Below are 20,566 nucleotides of genomic sequence, written 5' to 3' on the forward strand. Positions count from 1 at the left end.
TCCGAGCGGGGTTGTCAGTGTGCGGGACCTTGGTCCCATCCGGCGATCAGGAACACACGTGTCTGATTCGCCGGGCGTACCATCGCCTCGAACATGCGTTCGAACGCGATGATCTTGCCTTGGTAGGCGTCATGCTTGGCCTTGCGATATGTTTCGCGCGTCACCGGGCCCCAATCAAGGTCCCAGCCGGCATCATGCGCAAGACGCGAAGCGAAGATGCGCAGCACCATCGCATTGCCGCCTTTGAATGGATGCAGGTAGCCGAGCTCGTCATAGATTTTGGCGAGTTTTCGAATGAACTCGTCGCGGTCCAGGCAAGTCAGATTATGCTGTTCCGCCAGTTCGGTGGAGATGTTCATCGCACCCGTCTCGATGAGCGAGGCGGGGAAGAACGCTTCCGGATCCTTGGCACGGGCCCGGTCGTCACTGCGTTCGCGCGTGGTGTTCGAAGTGCGTAGCTTGCCGGCATCATCGAACACCCCTGTGAACAGTCCGTTATGGATGGCGGTCAGCTCACTCAGGTCTCCGGTCGTTTTCCAACCGCGTTCCGCCAGCAGCACGTTTCTTGCGAACAGGCTTGAGGCATGATCGGAGGCGGTATCGTCCAGGCTGCCGTCCGCCAGACGATAGCGGCTGATTCGCGAATCGGACTCATCGTCGGCGATTTCAATCAGGCGCAACACATCGATTGAGCCGCGTTCGTAATCGGCTGCGGCCTGCATCGTCGCAGGACCCGGCGTCATCGCTTCCAGTGCGCAGTTCTTCAGAGCAAATGCGACTGCGCTCGCACGTTCTGCGGGAGTCATATTCCCGATGATAGCGCGAACCGTGTGACGCTTACGCCAGATATGGCAAAAGCCCTCCGTGGAAATCACGGAGGGCTTGACCGGATCATGTCGTCATGTTGCTTTGCGGGGGTCTACCGTTGTCCGGCATGTGCCTTCCACCTGTGGACGATGTATGCGGCGCATCCTCCCAGCAGCAGCAACACGGTCATCGCGGCAATGACGTGGATGATGCCGGAACCTGTGTTCGACAGGGTTTTGGCCGTCGTCGTCTGCGCGGCGGATTTCGCCGCATCGGACGTCTGCGTGCCGGACTGCGTGGAGGGGTTGGTCGAAGTGCCGTTGCCGCTATCTGCGGTGTTGGATGAGTCGTCGGTGATCGGGCAGCTCGCCGGATCCTGATTGGCGACGTCGGCGGAGGTGTCCTTGACGTCATCCTTGGCATCGTCCTGCTTCGTGCCTTCGCTGGCGTCGTCCTTCGGAGCATCGGCGTCGGTGGGGGAGCCGGTGGCCGGGACCACCTGGATATCGGCGATGGCGAAGTCGATGCCGGTGCTTTCGGCATTCCACTTGTTGGATGCGAACACCATTTCCTTGATGGAGGTCAGATCGGCATCGGTCATGGATTTGCCCTTATTGGTGTCGTCAGGCCACGTCTGGGTCAATTCGCCATTGCCGACCAGCGGAATCTCGAGCTGCTTCCAGCCTTCGAAATCGAGCTTGATGTCGTAATGGAAATATTTGCCATCCATGGTGCCGATTTGCAGTCCGATGGCGTTGCCGGAGCCGTCGCCGCGAACCTGCAACTTCAGCATGCCTTCGCCGGACCAGTTCTTGCCGCCCAAGTATTGCGCCACGTCATACCAGCCGCCGTTGCCGAAACCGTACTTGAAACGCAGCGCCTTGGAACCGTTGGTCGGACCGTCGGTCAACGACAATACTTCGGTATGCTTGCGACTGTTCCACGCGCTTCTGAGGGCTTCGTCATCCGCATATTCGGAGAAATCATCGACGATCTGCGGTTCGGCGTCGCTCGGCGTGGACGGTGTCTGTTGCGGCACGTAGGCGTCGCGTTTGCCGTCAAGGGCGATGGAGTCGAGCACCAGATCGCCGGATTTCGGTCGGTCGCCGCCATTGTCGTTGACGTATAAGGCGAAGGAGCTGACTTCGGAGAGCAGCTGTTGTGAGAGCTTCGTTCCGGCATGGGCGGTATCCCAGGAAGCCGGTGCGAAATCGCCGCCATTGCCGTCGGCGTCGCCGAAGTTCAGCGACACTTCGTGCCCGTCCTTGCCGTCGATTTTCGGATAGGCTTCGAAGGTCACGCCGCCGGCGTTGATCTGCACCACGAACTTGTGGTCGGAGCCATCCGCCTTGAGATACATGTTCAGCTTGGAAAAGCCGGACCAATCCTGCTTGGGCGTGTATGAGCGCTGGAAACCGTTGTAGTCGGGGTAGCTTACGAAATCATAATGAAGATTGCCGGCTTTGGTGCCGTCGTCCTTCGGACTGTCGGTGAGCGTGAGATTGGCCTTCGTGCTGTGATTGGGCGAGTAGACCGTCTGCAATTCGGCATCGGAATCGTAGGAATCGAAGCTTTCCACATCGTCCACGGTCTGTTCCGGCTTGGCGCCGAGCTTCACGCTTACCGTACCGTCGCCGTCGGCGGCCGCAAGCTCCCTGCCGTCCTTGGTGCTGACATGTGCGGTCAAGGTGAGTTTGGACTGATCGAGCTTGATGCCTGCCGCTTCAAGGTCCAGTGTGCCGATGAAATAGCCGTTGCAGGAGTATGTGAGCTTCACGTTCTGCCCACGGTCGGTGGTCACGGTGGCGGATTCGGTGTTGAGACGGGAATACTGCAGTCCTTCGGTTTTGACGCGGATGGTGAGTTTCGTGTCGGTTACGCGATTGCCTCCCACAGGGGTCACGATGCGTGCGGTGCCGGTCTGCTCCGTGGCCGCCGGAGCGCTCGAATAATCGACGTTATCTTTGGATGCCATGAGGTTCGCGTTGCTGTCGGCGAAGTCTTTGAAGTCCTGTTCCCCATCGGATCCCTTCCATGGGGTGTACGATTGGAATCCTTCGCCGGAGCCGCCGAAATTCGCCCAGGTCATCATATAGGCGATGTTCGGGACCTCCTTGGCGATGGCATCGGCGAGTTCGGAGAAGAACTTGGTGTCCTTGTCTCCGGTTCCGGATTCGTTGAACTTGCGCTCTCCCGAACGCCCGAACTCGGTGAAGGCGACGATCTTGCCGCGGCTGGTCGCTTCGTCTCCGATCATCTTGAGGTCCTTGATCACCGTGTTGATCCAGTCGTTCGAATCGTCGGAGGAATTATCGGTGTCGTATTCGTCGTAGCCGAGCACGTCCACCCACTGGTCACCCGGATAGGTGGCGAGGTAGTCGGTGGAGTCGCCGTTGAATACGCCGCCGGGGGAGTAGGCGTAGAGCAGGTTGTGCACGCCCTTGACGTCACGCAGATAATCGACGATGTAGCGATACAGTTCCTTGTACTCGTTGGCGGATGCGTGCGTCGATCCCCACCAGAACCAGCCCCCGTTGTTTTCGTGCAGTGGGCGGAAGATGATCGGGATCATCGTGCCGTCGCTGCGCTTGGCCTGTTGTGCGGTGGCCGCGATGGCATCAAGCTCCTCATTGAAGGTGCCGGAATACTTGCCTCCCGGCAACAGTTCGGATGCGACGGCGGTGGTGTCGTTGAAATCGCCGCCGGTGCCTGGATTGTACCAGTGTGCGGATAGCGTCACGATGGCGCCTTTGGCATCTGCGTCGACGATGTTCTGGGCCAGTGCCTTGGCATTGGCCTGCTTGTCGCTGCCGGAGCCTGGTTTCTCCGCACCTCGCAGCGCGAGCCCAGCGTCCCAGCCGAATACGGCCGGGTATTTGCCGGTCATCTCGTAGACGTCGCCTTCTGAAGCGGTTGAGCTGATATGTTCATCGGTTGCATGCTGTTGGCCGAACCGCAGGTCGCCTGCCTTGCTGTCGCGAAGCTTGGCGAACAAGGCTCTCGTTTCGTCCGTGGCATTGACGTCACTGATGTTCACCGTGTTGTTCGAAGAGGTCGGATTGTCTTCTGTCGCAATGGCTGGAAGGGCGCTCATACCGAGGATGGTAGAGGCCGCCGCGGCCGTTGCCAGCAATCTTTTCGTTACTGTTCCCATGTTCCTTCGTTGTCTTCCTTGATCGTGTGAACACGTACTCTGCGTCGAGATAGAACGTGTATTACCCACGCTAGCGACTGAACCGCTTAAGTAACAGGGGGAGTGTTTCAGTCGATTTCAGTGATTTCGGGAGAAATCCGCTTAAAGGTACTTAACAATGTTGTTTTTACTGAAATACGACGTTCGGTTGAGTTAGAGATTGTGTTCGAATCGGGAGCGACGGCATGACATGGGCGTGCCAATGGGTAAAATCAGGACCGTTATGGCACGAACAGCATCTTCCAACGGACAAACAGGCGGCAAAGGCTCCCCGGGCAAGGCACGCTCAAGTGATACCAAGGTCATGGATCCCGAGCGGTCCTCCACGACAGGTATCCTCACCGCATACCGGCGCGACATCGCCTGCTTCGTCATGGTGATTCTCGCCGTGCTCTTCTGCGCTTCCGAATGGTTCCGTGTACAAGGCGTGTTCGGACGTGCCCTGCACGCGTTGGCATCCGGCGCTCTTGGCCTGATGAGCGTGGTACTGCCCGTGTTCTTGGCCCTTGTGGTGTTCAGTCTCATGCGCAAAACCGAACGCCGTAGCGAGAATGCTCGCATGGCGTTGGGCTGGCTCATGATCCTATGGTCGATATGTTCGATTCTCGATGCGGCCATGGCTTCGGATTCGCCGGCTTTCGACATGGCGCTGCTGCAACGGTCGGGCGGCCTGCTTGGCTACGTATTGGGATGTCCTTTGGCCTGGGGTCTTTCCAAGGCATTCGCCATCATCATCTTCGTGGTGGTGATTCTCTTCTCGCTGCTGCTGATCACCCATACCCGGGTGACCGATATTCCCGACGGCCTGCGTATGATGGGCGACAGATTCGGCGTCGGCTCAGGCAAGACGCATGCGGACGACGAAGCCGAACAGTTCCCGAACGAGGTCCGTGTAGGCGACACCACGCTTGCGTTCGCCGAAGGCGTGCCATCCCACGACGGCACCGACGCCGGCGATGACGATCAGGCGACGCGTGGACTGTTCTCCAGAATGTCGCAGTGGTTCTCCTTGCGCAGGCGAGGCAAGGACGAACAAGGCAAACTTGACCACTATGCCGGCGATGAGGCCTTCCTCAATGCGGCCTCCAGCCACGGCGAGACGGCCGAGACCATGGTGCAGGATCCGTACCGGCCGTATCAGCCGGTCGGCGGTGCGCGCACCATCTCATCGATGGATGGCTCCGCGGCTCCGTCCGCCGATGATTTCCCCGGCAATACCACGGCCATGGCGCAACCGTCTGCGGGTCGCTCCCTCTCGTCCGAACCCATCGGCACGGCAAGCGGCACCATGCCGACCGCCGCCACTCCAGCGGGCGAGGTCAAGCAGGTCGGTGCCGTTGCCGACGATCCGTGGGCCACCATCGACGAAGACGGGACGGCCAATGGCGATGCCGTGATGGTCGACGCCGCGACCGGCGAGATCGTGGACGACATGGATGGCTCGCATGGCGACGATGGGCCGGAGCCTGACGTTCCGGACGCCCCGTATCATCTTCCCGACCTCGGCATGCTCAAGAAAGGCGTGCCGCATGCCGTGCACACGCCGGAGAATGACCGTGTGATTCGCGCCCTGACCGGCACCTTCCAGCAGTTCGGCGTGGATGCCAAGGTCATCGGCTTCCTGCGAGGTCCGTCCGTGACCATGTACGAGGTGGAGCTCGGTCCGGGCGTCAAAGTCGAGAAGGTCACCAACCTGCAGAAGAACATCGCCTATGCGGTGGCCAGCTCCGATGTGCGCATCCTGTCCGTGATCGAAGGCAAGTCGGCCATCGGCATCGAAATTCCGAACACCGACCGCGAAACCGTGGTGCTTGGCGACGTGCTGCGCTCCGACAAGGCCATGAACGATCCGAACCCGATGCTTACCGGTGTCGGCAAGGATGTGGAAGGCCACTTCGTGACGGCCGATCTGACCAAGATGCCGCACCTGCTGGTAGCCGGTGCCACAGGCTCCGGAAAGTCGAGTTTCATCAACTCCATGCTCACTTCCGTGATCATGCGCTCCACTCCCGATCAGGTGCGTATGATCATGGTTGACCCCAAGCGTGTGGAGTTGTCGGCGTATGCCGGCATCCCGCACCTGCTTACACCTATCATCACCGATCCGAAGAAGGCCGCGCAGGCGCTCGAATGGGTGGTCAAGGAGATGGACGCCCGATACAGCGACCTTGAATTCTTCGGCTTCCGTCACATCAAGGACTTCAATGCCGCCGTTCGTGCCGGCAAGGTGCATGCGCCCGCAGGCTCCAAACGCAAGGTGGCTCCATACCCGTATATTCTTGTGGTCGTCGACGAGATGGCCGATCTCATGATGGTCGCCAAGAACGACGTGGAAAGCTCCATTCAGCGCATCACCCAGCTGGCGCGAGCCGCAGGCGTGCATCTGGTGCTCGCCACCCAGCGTCCGTCCGTCGACGTGGTCACCGGTCTGATCAAGGCGAATATCCCGTCACGATTGGCCTTCGCCACCTCATCCGCCACCGATTCGCGAGTCATTCTCGATTCCACCGGTGCGGAGACGCTGATCGGACAGGGCGATGCACTCTTCCTGCCGATGGGGCAGGCCAAGCCGCTGCGCGTGCAGGGCGCATGGGTCGATGAATCCGAAATCCGTAGGGCCGTGGAATTCGTGCGCACCCAGCGCAAGCCGCATTATCGCGAAGACATCGAAGAGATGGCCAAGGAGGCCGAGAAGAAGGCCATCGAACCGGACGAGGACATCGGCGGTGACATGGATGTGCTCCTGCAGGCCGCGGAACTTGTGGTCACCACGCAGTTCGGCTCCACCTCCATGCTGCAGCGCAAACTGCGTGTCGGCTTCGCCAAGGCCGGCAGGCTTATGGATCTGCTCGAGTCTCGTGGAGTGGTCGGTCCTTCCGAAGGCTCCAAGGCGCGAGAGGTGTTGGTGCAACCGCAGGACCTGCCTTCCGTGCTCGCCTTCATCAGGGGGGAGACCTCATCCCTTACGTCGGGCGCGCCGCAGCAGGACGGCTCCGACGGCATGCAATAGTCACAAGGTAGAAGTCTCGAGGTAACGTGAACGGTATGGAAAAGCAAGACAAACGTAAATCGTCGCTGCTCGATGGTTGGAACGCGCCACCGAACCTCGTCACCTTCTCCCGAATCATCCTCGTAATCGTGTTTCTGGTGCTTTATGTCAAGGCCGGCGCATGGGGGGTCGATAACGTCGCCATGCGCTGGGCGGCGGCCGTCATCTTCATCATCGCCGCGTGCACCGATAAACTCGACGGCTGGATGGCACGCAAGTACAACCAGGTCACCGAACTGGGCAAGCTCATGGATCCGATCGCCGACAAGCTGCTCACCTGCGGCACGCTGATCGTGGCGGCGGCGTTCAATGAATTCGGCAATCAGATTCTCGGTTGGGTGGTTACGGCCCTGTTCCTCATTCGCGAGATCGGCATCACCGTCATGCGCTTCTTCGTCATCGACACCGGCGGCAAGGTGATCGCGGCCTCCCAAGCCGGCAAGTACAAGACACTGGCGCAATGCATCGGCCTGGCCATGCTCATGCTGCCGATGTGGAAACTGGCCGGCGACAGCCTGCAGCCGACTCCGCTGTGGATGACCGTCTACTACACCATCACCTATGCGCTGATCTATCTGGCGCTCATCCTGTGCCTGTATTCCGGCGGCGAATATCTGGTGAACACCTTCGGCGGGCGCAAGAAGGAATCCAAGTAACGGCTATGACTGCAGAACCGATGACGGTCGCGGGCCAGCACGCACGATGCGATGAGCTGGCCGCGGCCGTTCTTGCATATTGCGAGGAGCGCCATTTCAAGATTGCCGCCGCCGAATCACTGACCGGAGGATTGCTGGCGGATGCCTTCGTACGCATTCCCGGCGCTTCGAAGGTGTTTCTCGGTTCCGTGGTGACGTACGACATTCGTGCCAAATCGTCGATACTGGGCGTCGATGCCGATTTGCTCGCTCGTGAGGGGGCGGTGCATCCTGAGGTCGCACGTCAGATGGCCGAGGCGGCTGCGGATCTGTATGCACAACCGGAGGATGGCGACTGCGTCGTGGGATTATCCACCACCGGCGTGGCTGGTCCCGGCCCGGATGGAGACAAGCCGGCAGGCCTTGCATACGTCGGTGTTTCCATGCCTGACGGATTCGGCAATGTTCGCTGTCGGCGTACAAAAGTGATTGAGTTGCGGTTACAGGGGACGCGGGAACAGGTAAGAATGACTGTAGTGCAACGTGTTTTGCAAAATCTGAGCTCTCTTTCAGCTATTTCACAGGAATAATTTCCGATGATGGGTGTTATCCACAATGGACGTTTGAAAGCAACGAAAGGGGCAGGCGACAATGGAAGCGATGACACTCACCAAGGAACGCGCGGAACTCAAGAAGATGGTCTCCGCCGCACAGCCTGGTACCGCTCGTATGAGGGAGCTCACTCCGGCTCAACGTCGTGCGGTGATGTTCGCGCAGCAGCAGGTAATTCGTGCCCGTGCGGCCAAGAGGGCCAAGGATGAACGCCAAGCGGCGTTGACCCGCATGTGGCAGGAAGAAGATGCCGACAAGGTGCGCATGCATGCTGCGCCTCATGTGGCGGAAATCGTCGCCGAGACCAAGGAGGTCTCCCTGCGGGAGGCGATCGGGCACGTGTTGCGCGATCTGCGCACCCGTGACCATAAGACGCTACGGGAGGTCAGTGAGAAGGCCGGCGTCTCGCTCGGATACCTGTCCGAGGTCGAGCGCGGGCAGAAGGAGGCCAGCTCGGAGCTGCTCACCTCCATTGCGCAGTCGCTCGGCCTGAGTAGCGCGCAGATGCTGCGCATGGTCGCCGACTATCTCGACTCCGTAGGAGCGTAGGAGGCTTTGCCCTCCCGCGGCGTGGAGGGAATCTCCGTATATTGGGCGCCCGGTGATGCCGGGCGCCTTTTCGTATGTGGTCCGGACTGTGTACACTTGGGCGCGTGCAGGAACGCGAATTTTGGCAGTTGCTTGAAGAGGTGTTCGGGCGGAGCTATGGCCGATCGCTGGCCCATGACCAGAGCCTGACCGAATTGCATGGCATGACGGTGGTTGAGGCACTGGATGCGGGGGAGGAGCCTCGCGTAATCTGGAATGTGCTGTGTGATCAGATGAACGTCCCCGATTCCAAACGTTGGGGCAGGGATCACAATGCGCCTCCCATGCCCGTTCGTTGAGTGTGACGTTCGGAAACGACGATTCGAACAGATGTTCGTACGATGGGGTATAGTTATCCACAGATGTTCGACAAGGCCCGGCTGGGGCATTGGGCGGGGATACGGTAGAAACCGTGTCATGCCAATGCTTTGCGGCCTACCGGCGTGTCGGAATATGCGTCCTTCGACCACCATGGTCGTTCGGGCTTGCATGAAAGAACCGTCGGACTTTACGGTGAATGGAAAGATTCGCCATTGTTCTTGGAAGAAGGAGTAGCCATGGCACAGACGAATGCAGCGACGAAAGGCGCCGTGCAGAACCAAGCCGCCAACGGCATTGACCCCCGTCGCCAGGCCGCGCTGGAAACGGCGTTGGCACAGGTCGAGAAAAACTTCGGTAAGGGATCGGCCATGCGTCTGGGGGACCGCCCGGAGCAGGACGTCGAGGTCATTCCGACCGGTTCGTTGGCTCTTGATATGGCATTGGGCATCGGAGGTCTGCCGAAGGGTCGCATTGTCGAGATTTACGGCCCGGAATCCTCCGGCAAGACCACGCTCGCGTTGCATGTCGTGGCCAATGCGCAGAAGAAGGGCGGCGTCGCTGCGTTCATCGATGCCGAGCATGCACTCGATCCGGTGTATGCCCGCAAGCTGGGTGTCGATACCGATTCGCTGATCGTGTCCCAGCCCGACAATGGTGAGCAGGCGTTGGAAATCGCCGATATGCTGATTCGTTCCGGCGCACTTGACGTCATCGTCATCGATTCCGTGGCCGCGTTGGTGCCGAAGGCTGAAATCGAAGGTGAAATGGGCGACAGCCATGTCGGTCTGCAGGCAAGGCTCATGAGCCAGGCCTTGCGCAAGATGACCGGTGCGCTGGCCCAGGCCGGCACCACGGCAATCTTCATCAACCAGTTGCGCGAGAAGATCGGTGTGTTCTTCGGCAATCCGGAGACCACCACCGGTGGCAAGGCGCTGAAGTTCTATGCTTCGGTACGTATGGATATCCGCCGCATACAGACCATCAAGAACGGTGACGAGGCCGTGGGCAACCGCACTAGGGTCAAGGTCGTGAAGAACAAGATGGCTCCGCCGTTCAAGTCCGCTGAATTCGACGTGCTCTACGGCGAGGGTATCTCCAAGGAAGGTTCCGTGCTCGACATGGCCTTGCAAGTCAATGTCGTCAAAAAATCCGGCTCCTGGTTCACCTACGATGGTGACCAGCTTGGTCAGGGCCGTGAAAATGTACGTCAGTTCCTTAAGGACAATCCTGGGGTCACCGAAGAAATCGAAAATCGGGTAAAGGCTGCGTTTGGACTGATTGAACCGACTGATCAGTTCGCTGAAGACGGCGATGGGAATGAGACTGCGGCAAGCGAAAGCGGCAAAGGCGAGTCGAAGACGGCAAAGGGCGCCAAACCGGCATCGACCAAGGCCTGATGCATGATCAGCGCTGAATCATTTCTGAAAGAACGGGATCTTCGGCCGACTCAGGTCGTGTGTGAGGATCCCTCCTCGTATCGGGAGCCGCACGCTGACGAATATGGGCGTTCCTGGAATCGGCGCGACTCGCCGGTGGAACGCCGACGCGCGACCATGCGCGTGTCGCGTCGGCATGTCGATGGACAAAGGCCAGACACGCCGCGAGACCCGTCTGACCTTGATGCGTGTCGTGAGGCCGCGTTGCGCCTGCTGGATGCGGCTCCTCGATCATCAGGGGCTCTGCGGGAACGACTTTTGGGCAAGGGCTATTTGCCCGATGTGGTTGATGATGTCATCGAACGGCTGACTCGAGTGCGGCTTATCGATGATGAGGCCTATGCACAGTCCGCGGTGCGCTATTGCGCCGCCCGTCTTATGGGGCGCAGGGGAGCGGTGACGGAACTGACCCGCAAAGGCGTCGATCGTGTGTTGGCGCAACGAGTATGCGCCGAAGCCGATTCGCGAGGCGTATTCGATGATGCCGCATGGGAGTTGGGCCGTCGTACCGCACGTAAGACCGCCGGGATGGATCTTGAAGTGCGAAGGCGCCGCCTGTGGAGTGCCGGGGGGCGCAAGGGGCATAACCCCGAAATCCTGCGGGAAATTGCACAGGAACTGTTCGTGGAAGAAAGGGATTGAGACCTCTTATACCCCGGGTTCTGTCGTGCCGTAAGGCACGGATGACCATCCATCTCGACCTGACGTTGCCGTCAGGCTCTAGCAGCCTACCCGAAGGCATTGGGCGAGCAGCCCTCAAACGCCTTCTGCTTGGCCTTGCTCCCGATGAGGCTTGCCATGCGACCGACTGTTGCCAGCGGCCCGGTGGTCTCTTACGCCACCGTTTCACCCTTACCGGTCCGAAGACCGGCGGTCTGTTCTCTGTTGCGCTATCTCTCAGGTCGCCCTGGGCGGACGTTATCCGCCATCGTGCTCTGTGGAGCCCGGAAGTTCCTCAATCATCTTCATGATCGCGGTCATCAAGAGGTCTCAAACGCACCATGATAGCAATAGGTATGACGAAAAAGGAAATCAGAAAAATATCGGTTTTCTTGTAGTGGTATTCCGTGAAATCCGTACGATTGCGGCTACAATAAAACTACCCAAGCGGCGGAGCAGCCGTTTGGTCCACATATAGCGGGTAACACCGCTTGAGTCTAGGGAGGTCCACATGGAAATCGTCGTTACCGGACGTCATACGCAGATCAAGCAAAGGTTCCGTGACGTTGTCGAAAGCAAGATGAATCGTGTGACCGCTATCGCTCCGGATGCGCAGCGCGTGCAGATCGTACTGTCGCATGAGGGCAATCCGCGTCAGGCCGACACCGCCAAGCGCGTGGAAATCACCGTCATCGCGGGCCGTACCGTAGTGCGTGCCGAAGCTTCCAGCGCCGACGAATTCAGCGCACTGGATATGGCTCTTGACAAGCTGACCCTGCGCCTGCGCCGCACCCGCGATCGCCGCAAGGATCATCGCCGTGGCTACACCAACCCGGTCCCGGTCGACATGGGCGTGGTTGAGCCGGAACCGACTGTGGAACCGGTCGAGGAACCGAACAACAGCCCGGCCGATGCCGTGGCTACGGATCTCGGCCCTGGTGAATCCGTTGAAGTCCAGGTTGGCGATACTCCCATCGTCATCCGTCGCAAGCTGCATGTCGCCGAGCCAATGACCATCGACGAGGCGCTGTACGAGATGGAACTGATCGGGCATGACTTCTTCCTGTTCGTAAACAAGGAGACAGGTCGTCCGTCCGTCGTCTATCATCGTCACGGCTGGAGCTACGGCGTCTTCGAGATCGATACTCCGGAGAATGTCAAGAAGTGATTTTCGGCATTCGGTGACGGCAATCGCCGAAGCCGATCATTGAAGGGATTCGCACTTATCGTGCGGATCCCTTTTTTTGCATGCCGGAACACAACACGCGGAAAAATACCGTAAAATGGACGATGTTTTTCCGAAAACGGTGCGGCAAGACTAATCTCGCCTAAGGAAACACGCATACACCAAGGGAGTGATTGTGGTAGATATCGTTGACAAAGCCCTGCGTATGGGCGAAGGCCGACAGATCAAGAAACTCGAGAACGTCGCCAAGGCGACCAATGCGCTGGAAGACGAGATTGCGGCCCTCAATGACGAGGAGCTCAAAGGCCAGACCGCCAAGTTCAAGGAACGCATCGACAACGGCGAATCCCTCGATAAGATCATGCCGGAAGCCTTCGCTACCGTTCGTGAGGCGTCCAAGCGTACGCTCGGACTGCGCCACTTCGATGTGCAGCTGATGGGCGGCGCCGCCCTGCACTGGGGCAATATCGCCGAAATGAAGACCGGTGAAGGCAAGACCCTTGTCGCCACATTGCCGGCATATCTGAACGCGTTGGAAGGCAAGGGCGTTCACGTCGTCACCGTCAACGACTATCTGGCCAGCTATCAGGCCGAGCTGATGGGTCGTGTCTATCGATTCCTCGGCATGAGCACCGGTTGCATCATCACCGATCAGAAGCCGCCGGAGCGTCGCAAGCAGTACAACGCCGACATCACCTATGGCACCAACAACGAATTCGGCTTCGATTACCTTCGCGACAACATGTCCTGGGAAAAATCCGACCTGGTGCAGCGCGGACATCACTTCGCCATCGTCGACGAGGTCGACTCCATCCTCATCGACGAAGCCCGTACCCCGTTGATTATCTCCGGACCTGCCGAAGGCGACGTGACTCGTTGGTACCGCCAGTTCGCGCGCCTAGTCCCGAAGCTCACCCGCGACGAGGACTACGATGTCGATGAGAAGAAGAAGGTCGTCGGCATTCTCGATCCGGGCATCACCAAGGTCGAGGACTATCTTGGCATCGACAATCTGTACGAGCCGAACAACACCGCCCTGATCGGCTATCTGAACAACGCCATCAAGGCCAAGGAGCTGTTCCTGCGTGACCGCGACTACGTCGTGACCGGAGGCGAGGTGCTCATCGTCGACGAGCACACCGGTCGTATCCTGCCGGGACGTCGCTACAACGAAGGCCTGCATCAGGCCATCGAGGCCAAGGAAGGCGTGGAGGTCAAGGCCGAAAACCAGACCTTCGCCACCATCACCCTGCAGAACTACTTCCGCATGTACGACAAACTGTCGGGCATGACCGGTACCGCAGAGACCGAGGCCGCCGAATTCATGGGCACCTACAAGCTCGGCGTACTTCCGATTCCGACCAACAAGCCGATGATCCGCGAGGATCAGGACGATCTGATTTTCCGCACCAAGAAGGAAAAGCTCGCCGCCATCGTGCGTGATGTCGCCAAGCGTCACAAGAAGGGCCAGCCGGTCCTGCTGGGCACCGCTTCCGTGGAATCCTCCGAAATCGTCTCCTCACTGCTTGACGTGGCCAAGATTCCGCATCAGGTCCTGAATGCGAAGCAGCACGACAAGGAAGCCGCCGTCGTGGCCGTCGCAGGCCGTAAGGGCGCCGTCACCGTGGCCACCAACATGGCCGGCCGTGGTACCGACATCATGCTCGGCGGCAATGTCGAATTCCTTGCCGACGCCAAGCTCAAGTCCGAGGGCTACTCGCCGGACGACACTCCGGACGAATACGAGAAGCGTTGGCCGGGCACCTTGGCTGAAATCAAGGAGCAGGTCAAGGACGAGCATGAGGAGGTCGTCGACCTCGGTGGCCTGTACGTACTGGGCACCGAACGTCACGAATCCCGCCGAATCGACAATCAGCTGCGTGGCCGTTCCGGCCGTCAGGGCGATCCGGGCGAATCCCGCTTCTATCTGTCGCTCGAAGACGATCTGATGCGCCTGTTCAACACCCAGCTCGTGGCTCGCGTCATGGCCAAGGGTATGCCGGAAGGCGAGCCGATCGAGGCCAAGAGCGTGTCCAAGGGTGTGCGTACCGCGCAGAAGGCCGTGGAATCACGCAACTTCGAAATCCGTAAGAACGTGCTGAAGTACGACGACGTGATGAACAAACAGCGTACCGTGATCTACGCCGAACGTCAGGCGGTGCTCAAGGGCGAGGATATCCATGACGATATCCTGCGTTTCATTGAAGATACCGTGACGAGTTACATCAAGGGCGCCAACAAGGGCTCCGATAAGCCGAAGGACTGGGATTGGGAAGGCCTGTTCAAGGCACTCGCCTCCGTATATCCAATTGCGGTGGACCAGGACGCCGCGAAGGATGCCGTCTCCAAGCTCAAGGGAGACAAGGCCGTCGAGGCAGTCAAGGACCTCATCGTCGCCGACGCCAAGGACCAGTATCTCGACTTCGAAGAGAAGCTCGGCGAAGAGGGCCTGCGCCAACTCGAACGTCGTGTGGTGCTTGCCGTGCTCGACCGCAAGTGGCGTGAGCACCTTTACGAGATGGACTACCTCAAGGACGGCATCGGTCTGCGTGGCATGGGCCAGCGCGACCCGCTGGTCGAATACCAGCGCGAAGGCTACCAGATGTACAACTCCATGATCGAGGCCATCAAGGAGGAATCCATCCAGCTGCTGTTCCACGTGGATATCGAACGTGTGGCCGTCACCGAGGACACTGAAACCGAATCCGATGAGGACGAGGCCGTGAACGCAGCCGAAGCCGTGATGGGGCTTGAAGGCGAGGCAGAGCCCACCGGACAGTCCGCTCCCGCTGAGCCGGAGACCGATGACGAAGCCGAAAAGGCCGCCATTGACGAGCTTGCTGAAGAGCATAAGGCCGAGCCGGGCATCGTCGGCATGCAGCCGATTAGCCACGCCGAAGGCAAGGTTCCGGCCAACAAGCGTCCGAAGAGTGAGGAATTGCGCTCACCATGGGCCGATGGCCGTACCTTCCCGGGAACCGGTAAGAACGCCCAGTGCCCGTGCGGTTCCGGTCGCAAATACAAGATGTGCCACGGCCAGAACGAGCAGTGACGGAAGGCGCATCTCAAACGGGCATCACAATGCCTTGGATAGACAGGTCTCGTTGACCTAACGGAGCTCCCATTGGTATGAGTCGTCAGCTTTACGTCTGGCACTCGCACCCGTGGGAGCTCTTGCCTTGTTCGTGATATGGACGAGGGGTGGTGTGGAAATCTGGAATCGATAGAATTGGCGGCGTTACGTATACATCGCTGGCGCGCCGAAACGCCAAGGAGGGCATCATGGCCGAAATCACATGGAAGTCGATCCTCACCAAGCTGGTCGGAGGGGACCACTTAAGCGCGGAGGAGTCCGAGTGGTTCGTTGATGACCTGATGAATGGCAACGCCGATCCGGCCGCAGTGGGTGCGGTACTCGCCACCCAGCAGCAACTGGGCCTGACCACGGACGAGGTGCGCGGTGCGGCTAAGGCCATGGTCGACCATGCCATCCCACTGAACATTGACGGCGAAACCACCGATATCGTCGGTACCGGCGGTGACGGAGCCGCCACCGTGAATCTGTCCTCCATGGGCGCCGTGGTGGCTGCGGCCGCCGGTGTGAAGGTCGTCAAGCATGGTAACCGTGCCGCCTCCTCGAAGTGCGGCACCGCCGACTGTTTCGAAGCGTTGGGGCTGCCGCTTGACCTGACTCCTGAGCAGGTTGCTGAAGTCGGTAACGAATGCGGCATCGCATTCGCGTTCGCACGCACCTTCCATCCAGCCATGCGTTTCGTGGGCCCCGTGCGCGCCGCTCTGGGGGTGCCCTGTGTATTCAACGTGCTCGGCCCGCTGACCAATCCGGCGTCCCCGAAGCATATGGCCGTCGGTTGTGCCAATCGTGCGATGAGCCCGGTCATGGCCGCCGTCTATGCGGCCAACGGGCAAACCGGCATGGTCTACACTTCCAGCGAAGGCCTTGACGAGATGGCTCCGACCGGTCCGGTATCCGTTTGGGAATTCAAGGATGGCGAGGTTACCGAGACCGAATTCGACCCGACCGTGGAACTCGGTCTCGCCAAGGTGACCGTCGAGGACCTTAAGGGCGGTGAGCCGGCACTGAACGCCCAGCTTGCCTGCGACTTCTTCGCCGGTAAGGATGTGCCGTTCCGCACCACCGCACTGTTGAACGCGGCATCCGCCATCGTGGCCGACGGTCATCTGGTGCCGGCTGACGCCAATCTGACCGAACGCTTCAAGGTGGCTTACGCCATCGCCGAGGAGACGGTCGATTCCGGCAATGCCACGGCCCTGCTCGACAAGTGGATTACCGCCGCTCAGGCAATGAAGGCCTGAACCTGCCAGTACGCCGGGAATGCTCGCAATCAAGAGCCTTAAAATTGCCTCTTTGAGGTCTTTGGTTGCGAGTAGTAGCCTGTTGTTCGCAGTTGGAAGCCTGAAGATGGCCGGTTAGTGGCTGTTGGTTGCGAGTAATGACCCGTTACTCGCAACCAACAGCCACTAACTGTATGTACCTATACGCGTGCACCATCGTCAAAGGGGTCAGTGCGCGTCTGTGCATGGCCCTTGTGCTGCGCAATCAGGCCTGCGGCGCCGACCAGCGCGCACACGCCGAAGATCGATCCCAGAATCGCGGCCAATGCCGGCACGAATACCGAGAGGATGATGCCGGCCACGCCGACGACCAGCAGTGCCCAAAACACCAACTTCGATGGTTTGACGTGACCGATCTTCGGGTTCGGCGGCACGAAATCATCGCCATAACGGTCCATGACATTATCTGTGTCAAGCCAGCTTGAGCCGGTGAAATCACGAGGTCCACGGCCTTGCGGGATATCGTCGGTGAACGTGCCGTGATCGAGGTCGTTGATCGATAGCAACGCCTCCTTCTCGCGGCGTTGCGCATGCTTCTCGAAGCGTTTGGCGTTGCGTGACTGCTCCACGGCCTTCAGATCGTCGGCGTGGGATTGGGTGAATTCGGCCCAGGCGGCGTCAAGGTCATCGGCGCCATCATTCGACGTGGCGTTTGGGTGTTCTTCGTCGGCATTGCTATTGTTGAGGTCAGTCATACCTATAACTCTAATCAAGCGGAGGCCAATCCGCTGGGAGGATCGTGAAGAATGCTCTACTGGTTTTTCGTGAAAGGCCTGGGACCGATCGCCATCCATCGCTTGGGGCCGACCGCCAAAGGGCTTGAGCATATTCCGCACGAGGGCGGCGCCATCATTGCGGCCAACCATCTTGCCGTCATCGACGACGCACTGCTGCCGTTGACCAGCCCACGCATGATTCACTTCATGGGTAAGGCCGAGTACTTCGAGGGCAAAGGCATCAAGGGCCGGTTCAAGAAGTGGTGGTTCACCTCCGTCGGCGTGTTCCCGGTGGATCGTTCCGGCGGTTCCAAGTCGCTCGGCGCGTTGAATCATGCCCGTGAGATTCTCGAGGACGGACACCTGTTCGGCATCCATATCGAGGGCACACGCAGCCCCGATGGACGACTGTACAAGGGGCACACCGGTGCCGCACGCCTGGCATATGAGACCGGCTGTCCGATCATCCCGACGGCCATCATCGGTTCACGTGAGTTGCAGGTGCCCGGCCAGGTCATTCCGGGCAAGGGCAAGACCGCGGTGATTTACGGCAAGCCGATCGAAGTCGAAAAGAAGCCGGCGGACCGGATCACTCATGACGATCTGCGTTCCTTGACCGATCGCGTGACCATGGAGATCCAGAAGATGAGCGGTCAGGAATACGTGGATGAGTACGCGCAGAAGATCAAGGAGCAGCTCAAAGCCAAGGAAGAGGCCTGATTCCTTCCGGGTTCCCGCAGGCGGGAACCCGGAAGATGACTTAGAACAGGGATGAGTACATTTTCAGGGTGACGGTGGTCGGCGTGCCGTCCTCCTGGCGCAAATGAACCTCAGTGCCGCCGACCGGATCCTGTGAGGCCACTTTCTTGTCCTGGCTGGAATCCAAGGTCAACTGCGAACTGATTTTCACGCTGAAGCCCAGCTTTTCCAGCGCGCTTTTTGCTTCGGATGCCTTTTGGCCCACATAATTCGGCAGGGTCACCGTTTCCGGACCCTTCGAAACGACCACATCCACCTCGTCTCCCCAATGCAGGGCGTCACCGGACTTGGCGGAAGCTGAAATCACTTGCCCTTGGGGAATCTTGTCATCGAACTGTTCAGTCCAGTTCGCAGTGATCTTGAGCTCATCCAGTGCCTGTTGCGCCTCATCCTGCGTCTTGCCGACGATATCCGGCATGGTCACGGGCTTCGGACCCTGTGAGAGCGTAACCGAAATCTTCGTGTTATGAGGCAACGTCGCGCCTGGATCGACGCTGATGCTCAGCAATGCGCCTTGCGGCACGTCCATCGAATAATCGTCGTCGGAGGCGGCGGTTTGTTCGATGTCATCGAAGCCGGCCTTTTTTAGCGCATTGATCGGATCTTTGCCGTTCGCACTGGTCGCATCGAGAATATCGGCGGGCACGGTCGCCTGCTTCACTCCTTGGGAAATCACGATTTTCACCTTCTGACCGTTCCTCTTGCTGACATGGTCGAGCACGTTCGCCGGATCAGTGGAGATGATGTTGCCTCTGGCGATGGTGTCGTCATAGGCTTTGCTGGTCGAGTATGGGATGTTGGCGACCTTCAGCAGCCGTTCGTATTCGCTCCATGAAGTATTGGTGATGCGGCAAGTCTGTCCGGTTGCGCATTGGATTCCCGTGGGGGTCGGCATGGTCCAGTAGCTACCGGGACCACGGTAATACCACCATGCCCAACCGCCGCCGATTCCGCCGATTACCAGCAGCGCCGCGACTGCGGCTGCGATGAGCGGTCCATGCGATTTGTTGCGTTGCTCCTTGACCTCGCCATTCTCGCTTGGTGTCCGCTGTCCGGTGAAAGACGGCGCGGCACCGCCGTTGCCCGTACCTGTTCCGATTACCTGCGTGGCGTCGGGTGTCCGCCGTGGAGCGTTCTCCTGCAGGAACGCCAGTGATGGTGGCAGTTGCGTGGTGGCGTCCGGCGACATGACGGTGGTCTTCGTCGGAGGCGCTGGTGGTTCGGGAATCGGCGAAACCATGGGCGCAGTGGCGTCATCGGGGCCAGTCACGTCGGTGGAAGGGGGCAAACGATATTGCCAATCCTCAATCGACAGTTTGGACTGCAGTCGTTGCAGCTCTTGCAACGCCACGGAGGCGTCGGCAGGGCGCGCATCGACGGATCGGGCGGCGATATGCGCTATGAACGCGGCCACATCCGCATTGATGCCGGGGCACTTTGTGGACACGGACGGTACATCCTCATGCACATGCTTGAATACGAGCGTCACCGGATTATCCGCAGTGAACGGCACCTCTCCGGTCAACATTTCCCATGCCATGATGCCTACGGAATACAGATCGCCTTGAGGGGTGGCCTGATTGTTTTCAATCATTTCCGGTGCCAGATAGGCCGCCGTACCAAGCAGCATCCCCGTCGAAGACAACGTGGCCTGCGAGGCGGCCTTCGCCAGACCGAAATCGGTGATCTGCACATGCCCGCGATCGTTGAGCAGGATATTCTCCGGCTTGATGTCACGATGCACCACGCCGGCACGGTGGGCCGAGGCAAGGCCATCCAGTGTTTCGCCCACGACGCGTAGTGTCTCGCGTACGCTGAACATGCCCTGCTGGTTCATTTCGTACCGTAGGTTCACGCCATGCACATACTCCATGACGAGATAGTCCAGACCATTGAATTCGCCGGTATCATACACCTGTACGATATGAGGGTTGGCGATGGCGGCCGCCGACTTGGCCTCGCGGTGGAACCGTTGTACGAACTGATCGCGATGGGGGCCCTGCGCCAATTGGGTGTGCATGATCTTGATGGCGACGGTGCGCTCCAGACGCTCGTCCATGGCCTGATACACCGTGGCCATGCCGCCTTCGGCGATTTTGCTGACGACCCGATAGCGGCCTTCGATGACTTGCCCTTCGGGTGCGTGTGAAGCTTCACTCATGGTTGATCCGTATGGTTCCTTCTGAAAATCTCTCGACAAGCGGTATCCTCACCTCAGTCTACAAGCAGG

15 protein-coding genes and 1 other RNA gene are annotated in these 20,566 nt (G+C 59.4%); 11 read left to right on the forward strand and 5 right to left on the reverse strand.

Going from position 1 to position 20,566, the window contains the following annotated elements; all coding sequences use genetic code 11:
* Positions 1-14: 14 nt before the first annotated feature.
* Both HMPREF1494_RS06830 and HMPREF1494_RS06835 read right to left on the reverse strand, forming a co-directional pair.
* Positions 15-806, reverse strand: coding sequence for a Fic family protein (locus HMPREF1494_RS06830; protein ID WP_033488897.1), 792 nt, complete (start codon positions 804-806; stop codon positions 15-17).
* Positions 807-919: 113 nt separating this feature from the next.
* The gene (locus tag HMPREF1494_RS06835) at positions 920-3,961 is read right to left on the reverse strand and encodes a glycosyl hydrolase (protein WP_034521341.1); all 3,042 of its coding nucleotides are present in this window, start codon (positions 3,959-3,961) and stop codon (positions 920-922) included.
* Positions 3,962-4,223: 262 nt separating this feature from the next.
* Here HMPREF1494_RS06835 and HMPREF1494_RS06840 point away from each other — a divergent pair, with 262 nt between their 5' ends.
* The 7 genes from HMPREF1494_RS06840 (at position 4,224) to HMPREF1494_RS11260 (ending at position 11,283) form a co-directional block, all read left to right on the forward strand.
* The gene (locus HMPREF1494_RS06840; RefSeq protein WP_034521345.1) at positions 4,224-7,010 is read left to right on the forward strand and encodes an FtsK/SpoIIIE family DNA translocase; all 2,787 of its coding nucleotides are present in this window, start codon (positions 4,224-4,226) and stop codon (positions 7,008-7,010) included.
* Positions 7,011-7,045: 35 nt separating this feature from the next.
* Positions 7,046-7,705: a CDP-diacylglycerol--glycerol-3-phosphate 3-phosphatidyltransferase gene (gene pgsA / locus HMPREF1494_RS06845; RefSeq protein WP_003841467.1), complete on the forward strand. Its 660-nt coding sequence runs from the start codon at positions 7,046-7,048 to the stop codon at positions 7,703-7,705.
* A gap of 5 nt (positions 7,706-7,710) precedes the next feature.
* Complete coding sequence (locus HMPREF1494_RS06850; RefSeq protein ID WP_003841469.1) at positions 7,711-8,274, forward strand: CinA family protein; 564 nt, start codon at positions 7,711-7,713, stop codon at positions 8,272-8,274.
* Between the two features lie 61 nt (positions 8,275-8,335).
* Positions 8,336-8,845, forward strand: coding sequence for a helix-turn-helix domain-containing protein (locus tag HMPREF1494_RS06855; RefSeq protein ID WP_003839635.1), 510 nt, complete (start codon positions 8,336-8,338; stop codon positions 8,843-8,845).
* A gap of 104 nt (positions 8,846-8,949) precedes the next feature.
* Positions 8,950-9,183, forward strand: a complete 234-nt coding sequence (locus HMPREF1494_RS06860; RefSeq protein WP_012902278.1) for a DUF3046 domain-containing protein — start codon at positions 8,950-8,952, stop codon at positions 9,181-9,183.
* A 258-nt stretch (positions 9,184-9,441) separates the two neighbouring features.
* The gene (gene recA, locus HMPREF1494_RS06865) at positions 9,442-10,602 is read left to right on the forward strand and encodes a recombinase RecA (RefSeq protein ID WP_034521348.1); all 1,161 of its coding nucleotides are present in this window, start codon (positions 9,442-9,444) and stop codon (positions 10,600-10,602) included.
* 3 nt (positions 10,603-10,605) lie between these two features.
* Positions 10,606-11,283: a regulatory protein RecX gene (locus HMPREF1494_RS11260; RefSeq protein ID WP_081724127.1), complete on the forward strand. Its 678-nt coding sequence runs from the start codon at positions 10,606-10,608 to the stop codon at positions 11,281-11,283.
* On the opposite strand, the gene rnpB is transcribed toward HMPREF1494_RS11260, so the two are convergent.
* Positions 11,277-11,634, reverse strand: an RNA gene (gene rnpB / locus HMPREF1494_RS11010) — RNase P RNA component class A. The two genes, HMPREF1494_RS11260 and rnpB, sit on opposite strands and share 7 nt — an antisense overlap.
* A gap of 178 nt (positions 11,635-11,812) precedes the next feature.
* Between rnpB and hpf the strand changes: the two genes are divergently transcribed.
* The 3 genes from hpf (at position 11,813) to trpD (ending at position 16,822) form a co-directional block, all read left to right on the forward strand.
* Positions 11,813-12,469 carry a ribosome hibernation-promoting factor, HPF/YfiA family gene (hpf, locus tag HMPREF1494_RS06875; RefSeq protein WP_003839643.1) on the forward strand — a complete coding sequence of 219 codons (657 nt, stop codon included), beginning with the start codon at positions 11,813-11,815 and terminating at the stop codon, positions 12,467-12,469.
* Between the two features lie 193 nt (positions 12,470-12,662).
* Positions 12,663-15,539 carry a preprotein translocase subunit SecA gene (secA, locus tag HMPREF1494_RS06880; RefSeq protein WP_012902275.1) on the forward strand — a complete coding sequence of 959 codons (2,877 nt, stop codon included), beginning with the start codon at positions 12,663-12,665 and terminating at the stop codon, positions 15,537-15,539.
* A gap of 230 nt (positions 15,540-15,769) precedes the next feature.
* The gene (gene trpD, locus HMPREF1494_RS06885; protein ID WP_003841475.1) at positions 15,770-16,822 is read left to right on the forward strand and encodes an anthranilate phosphoribosyltransferase; all 1,053 of its coding nucleotides are present in this window, start codon (positions 15,770-15,772) and stop codon (positions 16,820-16,822) included.
* Between the two features lie 179 nt (positions 16,823-17,001).
* Here the strand turns inward: trpD and HMPREF1494_RS06890 are convergent, their stop codons facing one another.
* Positions 17,002-17,556, reverse strand: a complete 555-nt coding sequence (locus tag HMPREF1494_RS06890; RefSeq protein ID WP_003839647.1) for a hypothetical protein — start codon at positions 17,554-17,556, stop codon at positions 17,002-17,004.
* Positions 17,557-17,607: 51 nt separating this feature from the next.
* Here HMPREF1494_RS06890 and HMPREF1494_RS06895 point away from each other — a divergent pair, with 51 nt between their 5' ends.
* Entirely contained in the window at positions 17,608-18,297 is a 690-nt protein-coding gene (locus HMPREF1494_RS06895) for a lysophospholipid acyltransferase family protein (RefSeq protein ID WP_034521352.1), read from the forward strand.
* A 40-nt stretch (positions 18,298-18,337) separates the two neighbouring features.
* Here the strand turns inward: HMPREF1494_RS06895 and HMPREF1494_RS06900 are convergent, their stop codons facing one another.
* Complete coding sequence (locus HMPREF1494_RS06900; protein WP_034521361.1) at positions 18,338-20,497, reverse strand: Stk1 family PASTA domain-containing Ser/Thr kinase; 2,160 nt, start codon at positions 20,495-20,497, stop codon at positions 18,338-18,340.
* Between the last annotated feature and the right edge of the window lie 69 nt (positions 20,498-20,566).

The organism is Bifidobacterium sp. MSTE12, assembly GCF_000513015.1.
Taxonomy (GTDB): Bacteria; Actinomycetota; Actinomycetes; order Actinomycetales; family Bifidobacteriaceae; genus Bifidobacterium; species Bifidobacterium dentium.

Excerpts from the sequence above, each read along its gene's own strand:
- HMPREF1494_RS06855 (WP_003839635.1), top strand. The coding sequence starts at position 8,336 with ATGGAAGCGATGACACTCACCAAGGAACGCGCGGAACTCAAGAAGATG.
- HMPREF1494_RS06850 (WP_003841469.1), top strand. The coding sequence starts at position 7,711 with ATGACTGCAGAACCGATGACGGTCGCGGGCCAGCACGCACGATGCGAT.
- HMPREF1494_RS06840 (WP_034521345.1), top strand. The coding sequence starts at position 4,224 with ATGGCACGAACAGCATCTTCCAACGGACAAACAGGCGGCAAAGGCTCC.
- HMPREF1494_RS11260 (WP_081724127.1), top strand. The coding sequence starts at position 10,606 with ATGATCAGCGCTGAATCATTTCTGAAAGAACGGGATCTTCGGCCGACT.
- HMPREF1494_RS06895 (WP_034521352.1), top strand. The coding sequence starts at position 17,608 with ATGCTCTACTGGTTTTTCGTGAAAGGCCTGGGACCGATCGCCATCCAT.
- HMPREF1494_RS06900 (WP_034521361.1), bottom strand. The coding sequence starts at position 20,497 with ATGAGTGAAGCTTCACACGCACCCGAAGGGCAAGTCATCGAAGGCCGC.
- trpD (WP_003841475.1), top strand. The coding sequence starts at position 15,770 with ATGGCCGAAATCACATGGAAGTCGATCCTCACCAAGCTGGTCGGAGGG.
- pgsA (WP_003841467.1), top strand. The coding sequence starts at position 7,046 with ATGGAAAAGCAAGACAAACGTAAATCGTCGCTGCTCGATGGTTGGAAC.
- recA (WP_034521348.1), top strand. The coding sequence starts at position 9,442 with ATGGCACAGACGAATGCAGCGACGAAAGGCGCCGTGCAGAACCAAGCC.
- HMPREF1494_RS06830 (WP_033488897.1), bottom strand. The coding sequence starts at position 806 with ATGACTCCCGCAGAACGTGCGAGCGCAGTCGCATTTGCTCTGAAGAAC.
- HMPREF1494_RS06890 (WP_003839647.1), bottom strand. The coding sequence starts at position 17,556 with ATGACTGACCTCAACAATAGCAATGCCGACGAAGAACACCCAAACGCC.
- hpf (WP_003839643.1), top strand. The coding sequence starts at position 11,813 with ATGGAAATCGTCGTTACCGGACGTCATACGCAGATCAAGCAAAGGTTC.
- HMPREF1494_RS06835 (WP_034521341.1), bottom strand. The coding sequence starts at position 3,961 with ATGGGAACAGTAACGAAAAGATTGCTGGCAACGGCCGCGGCGGCCTCT.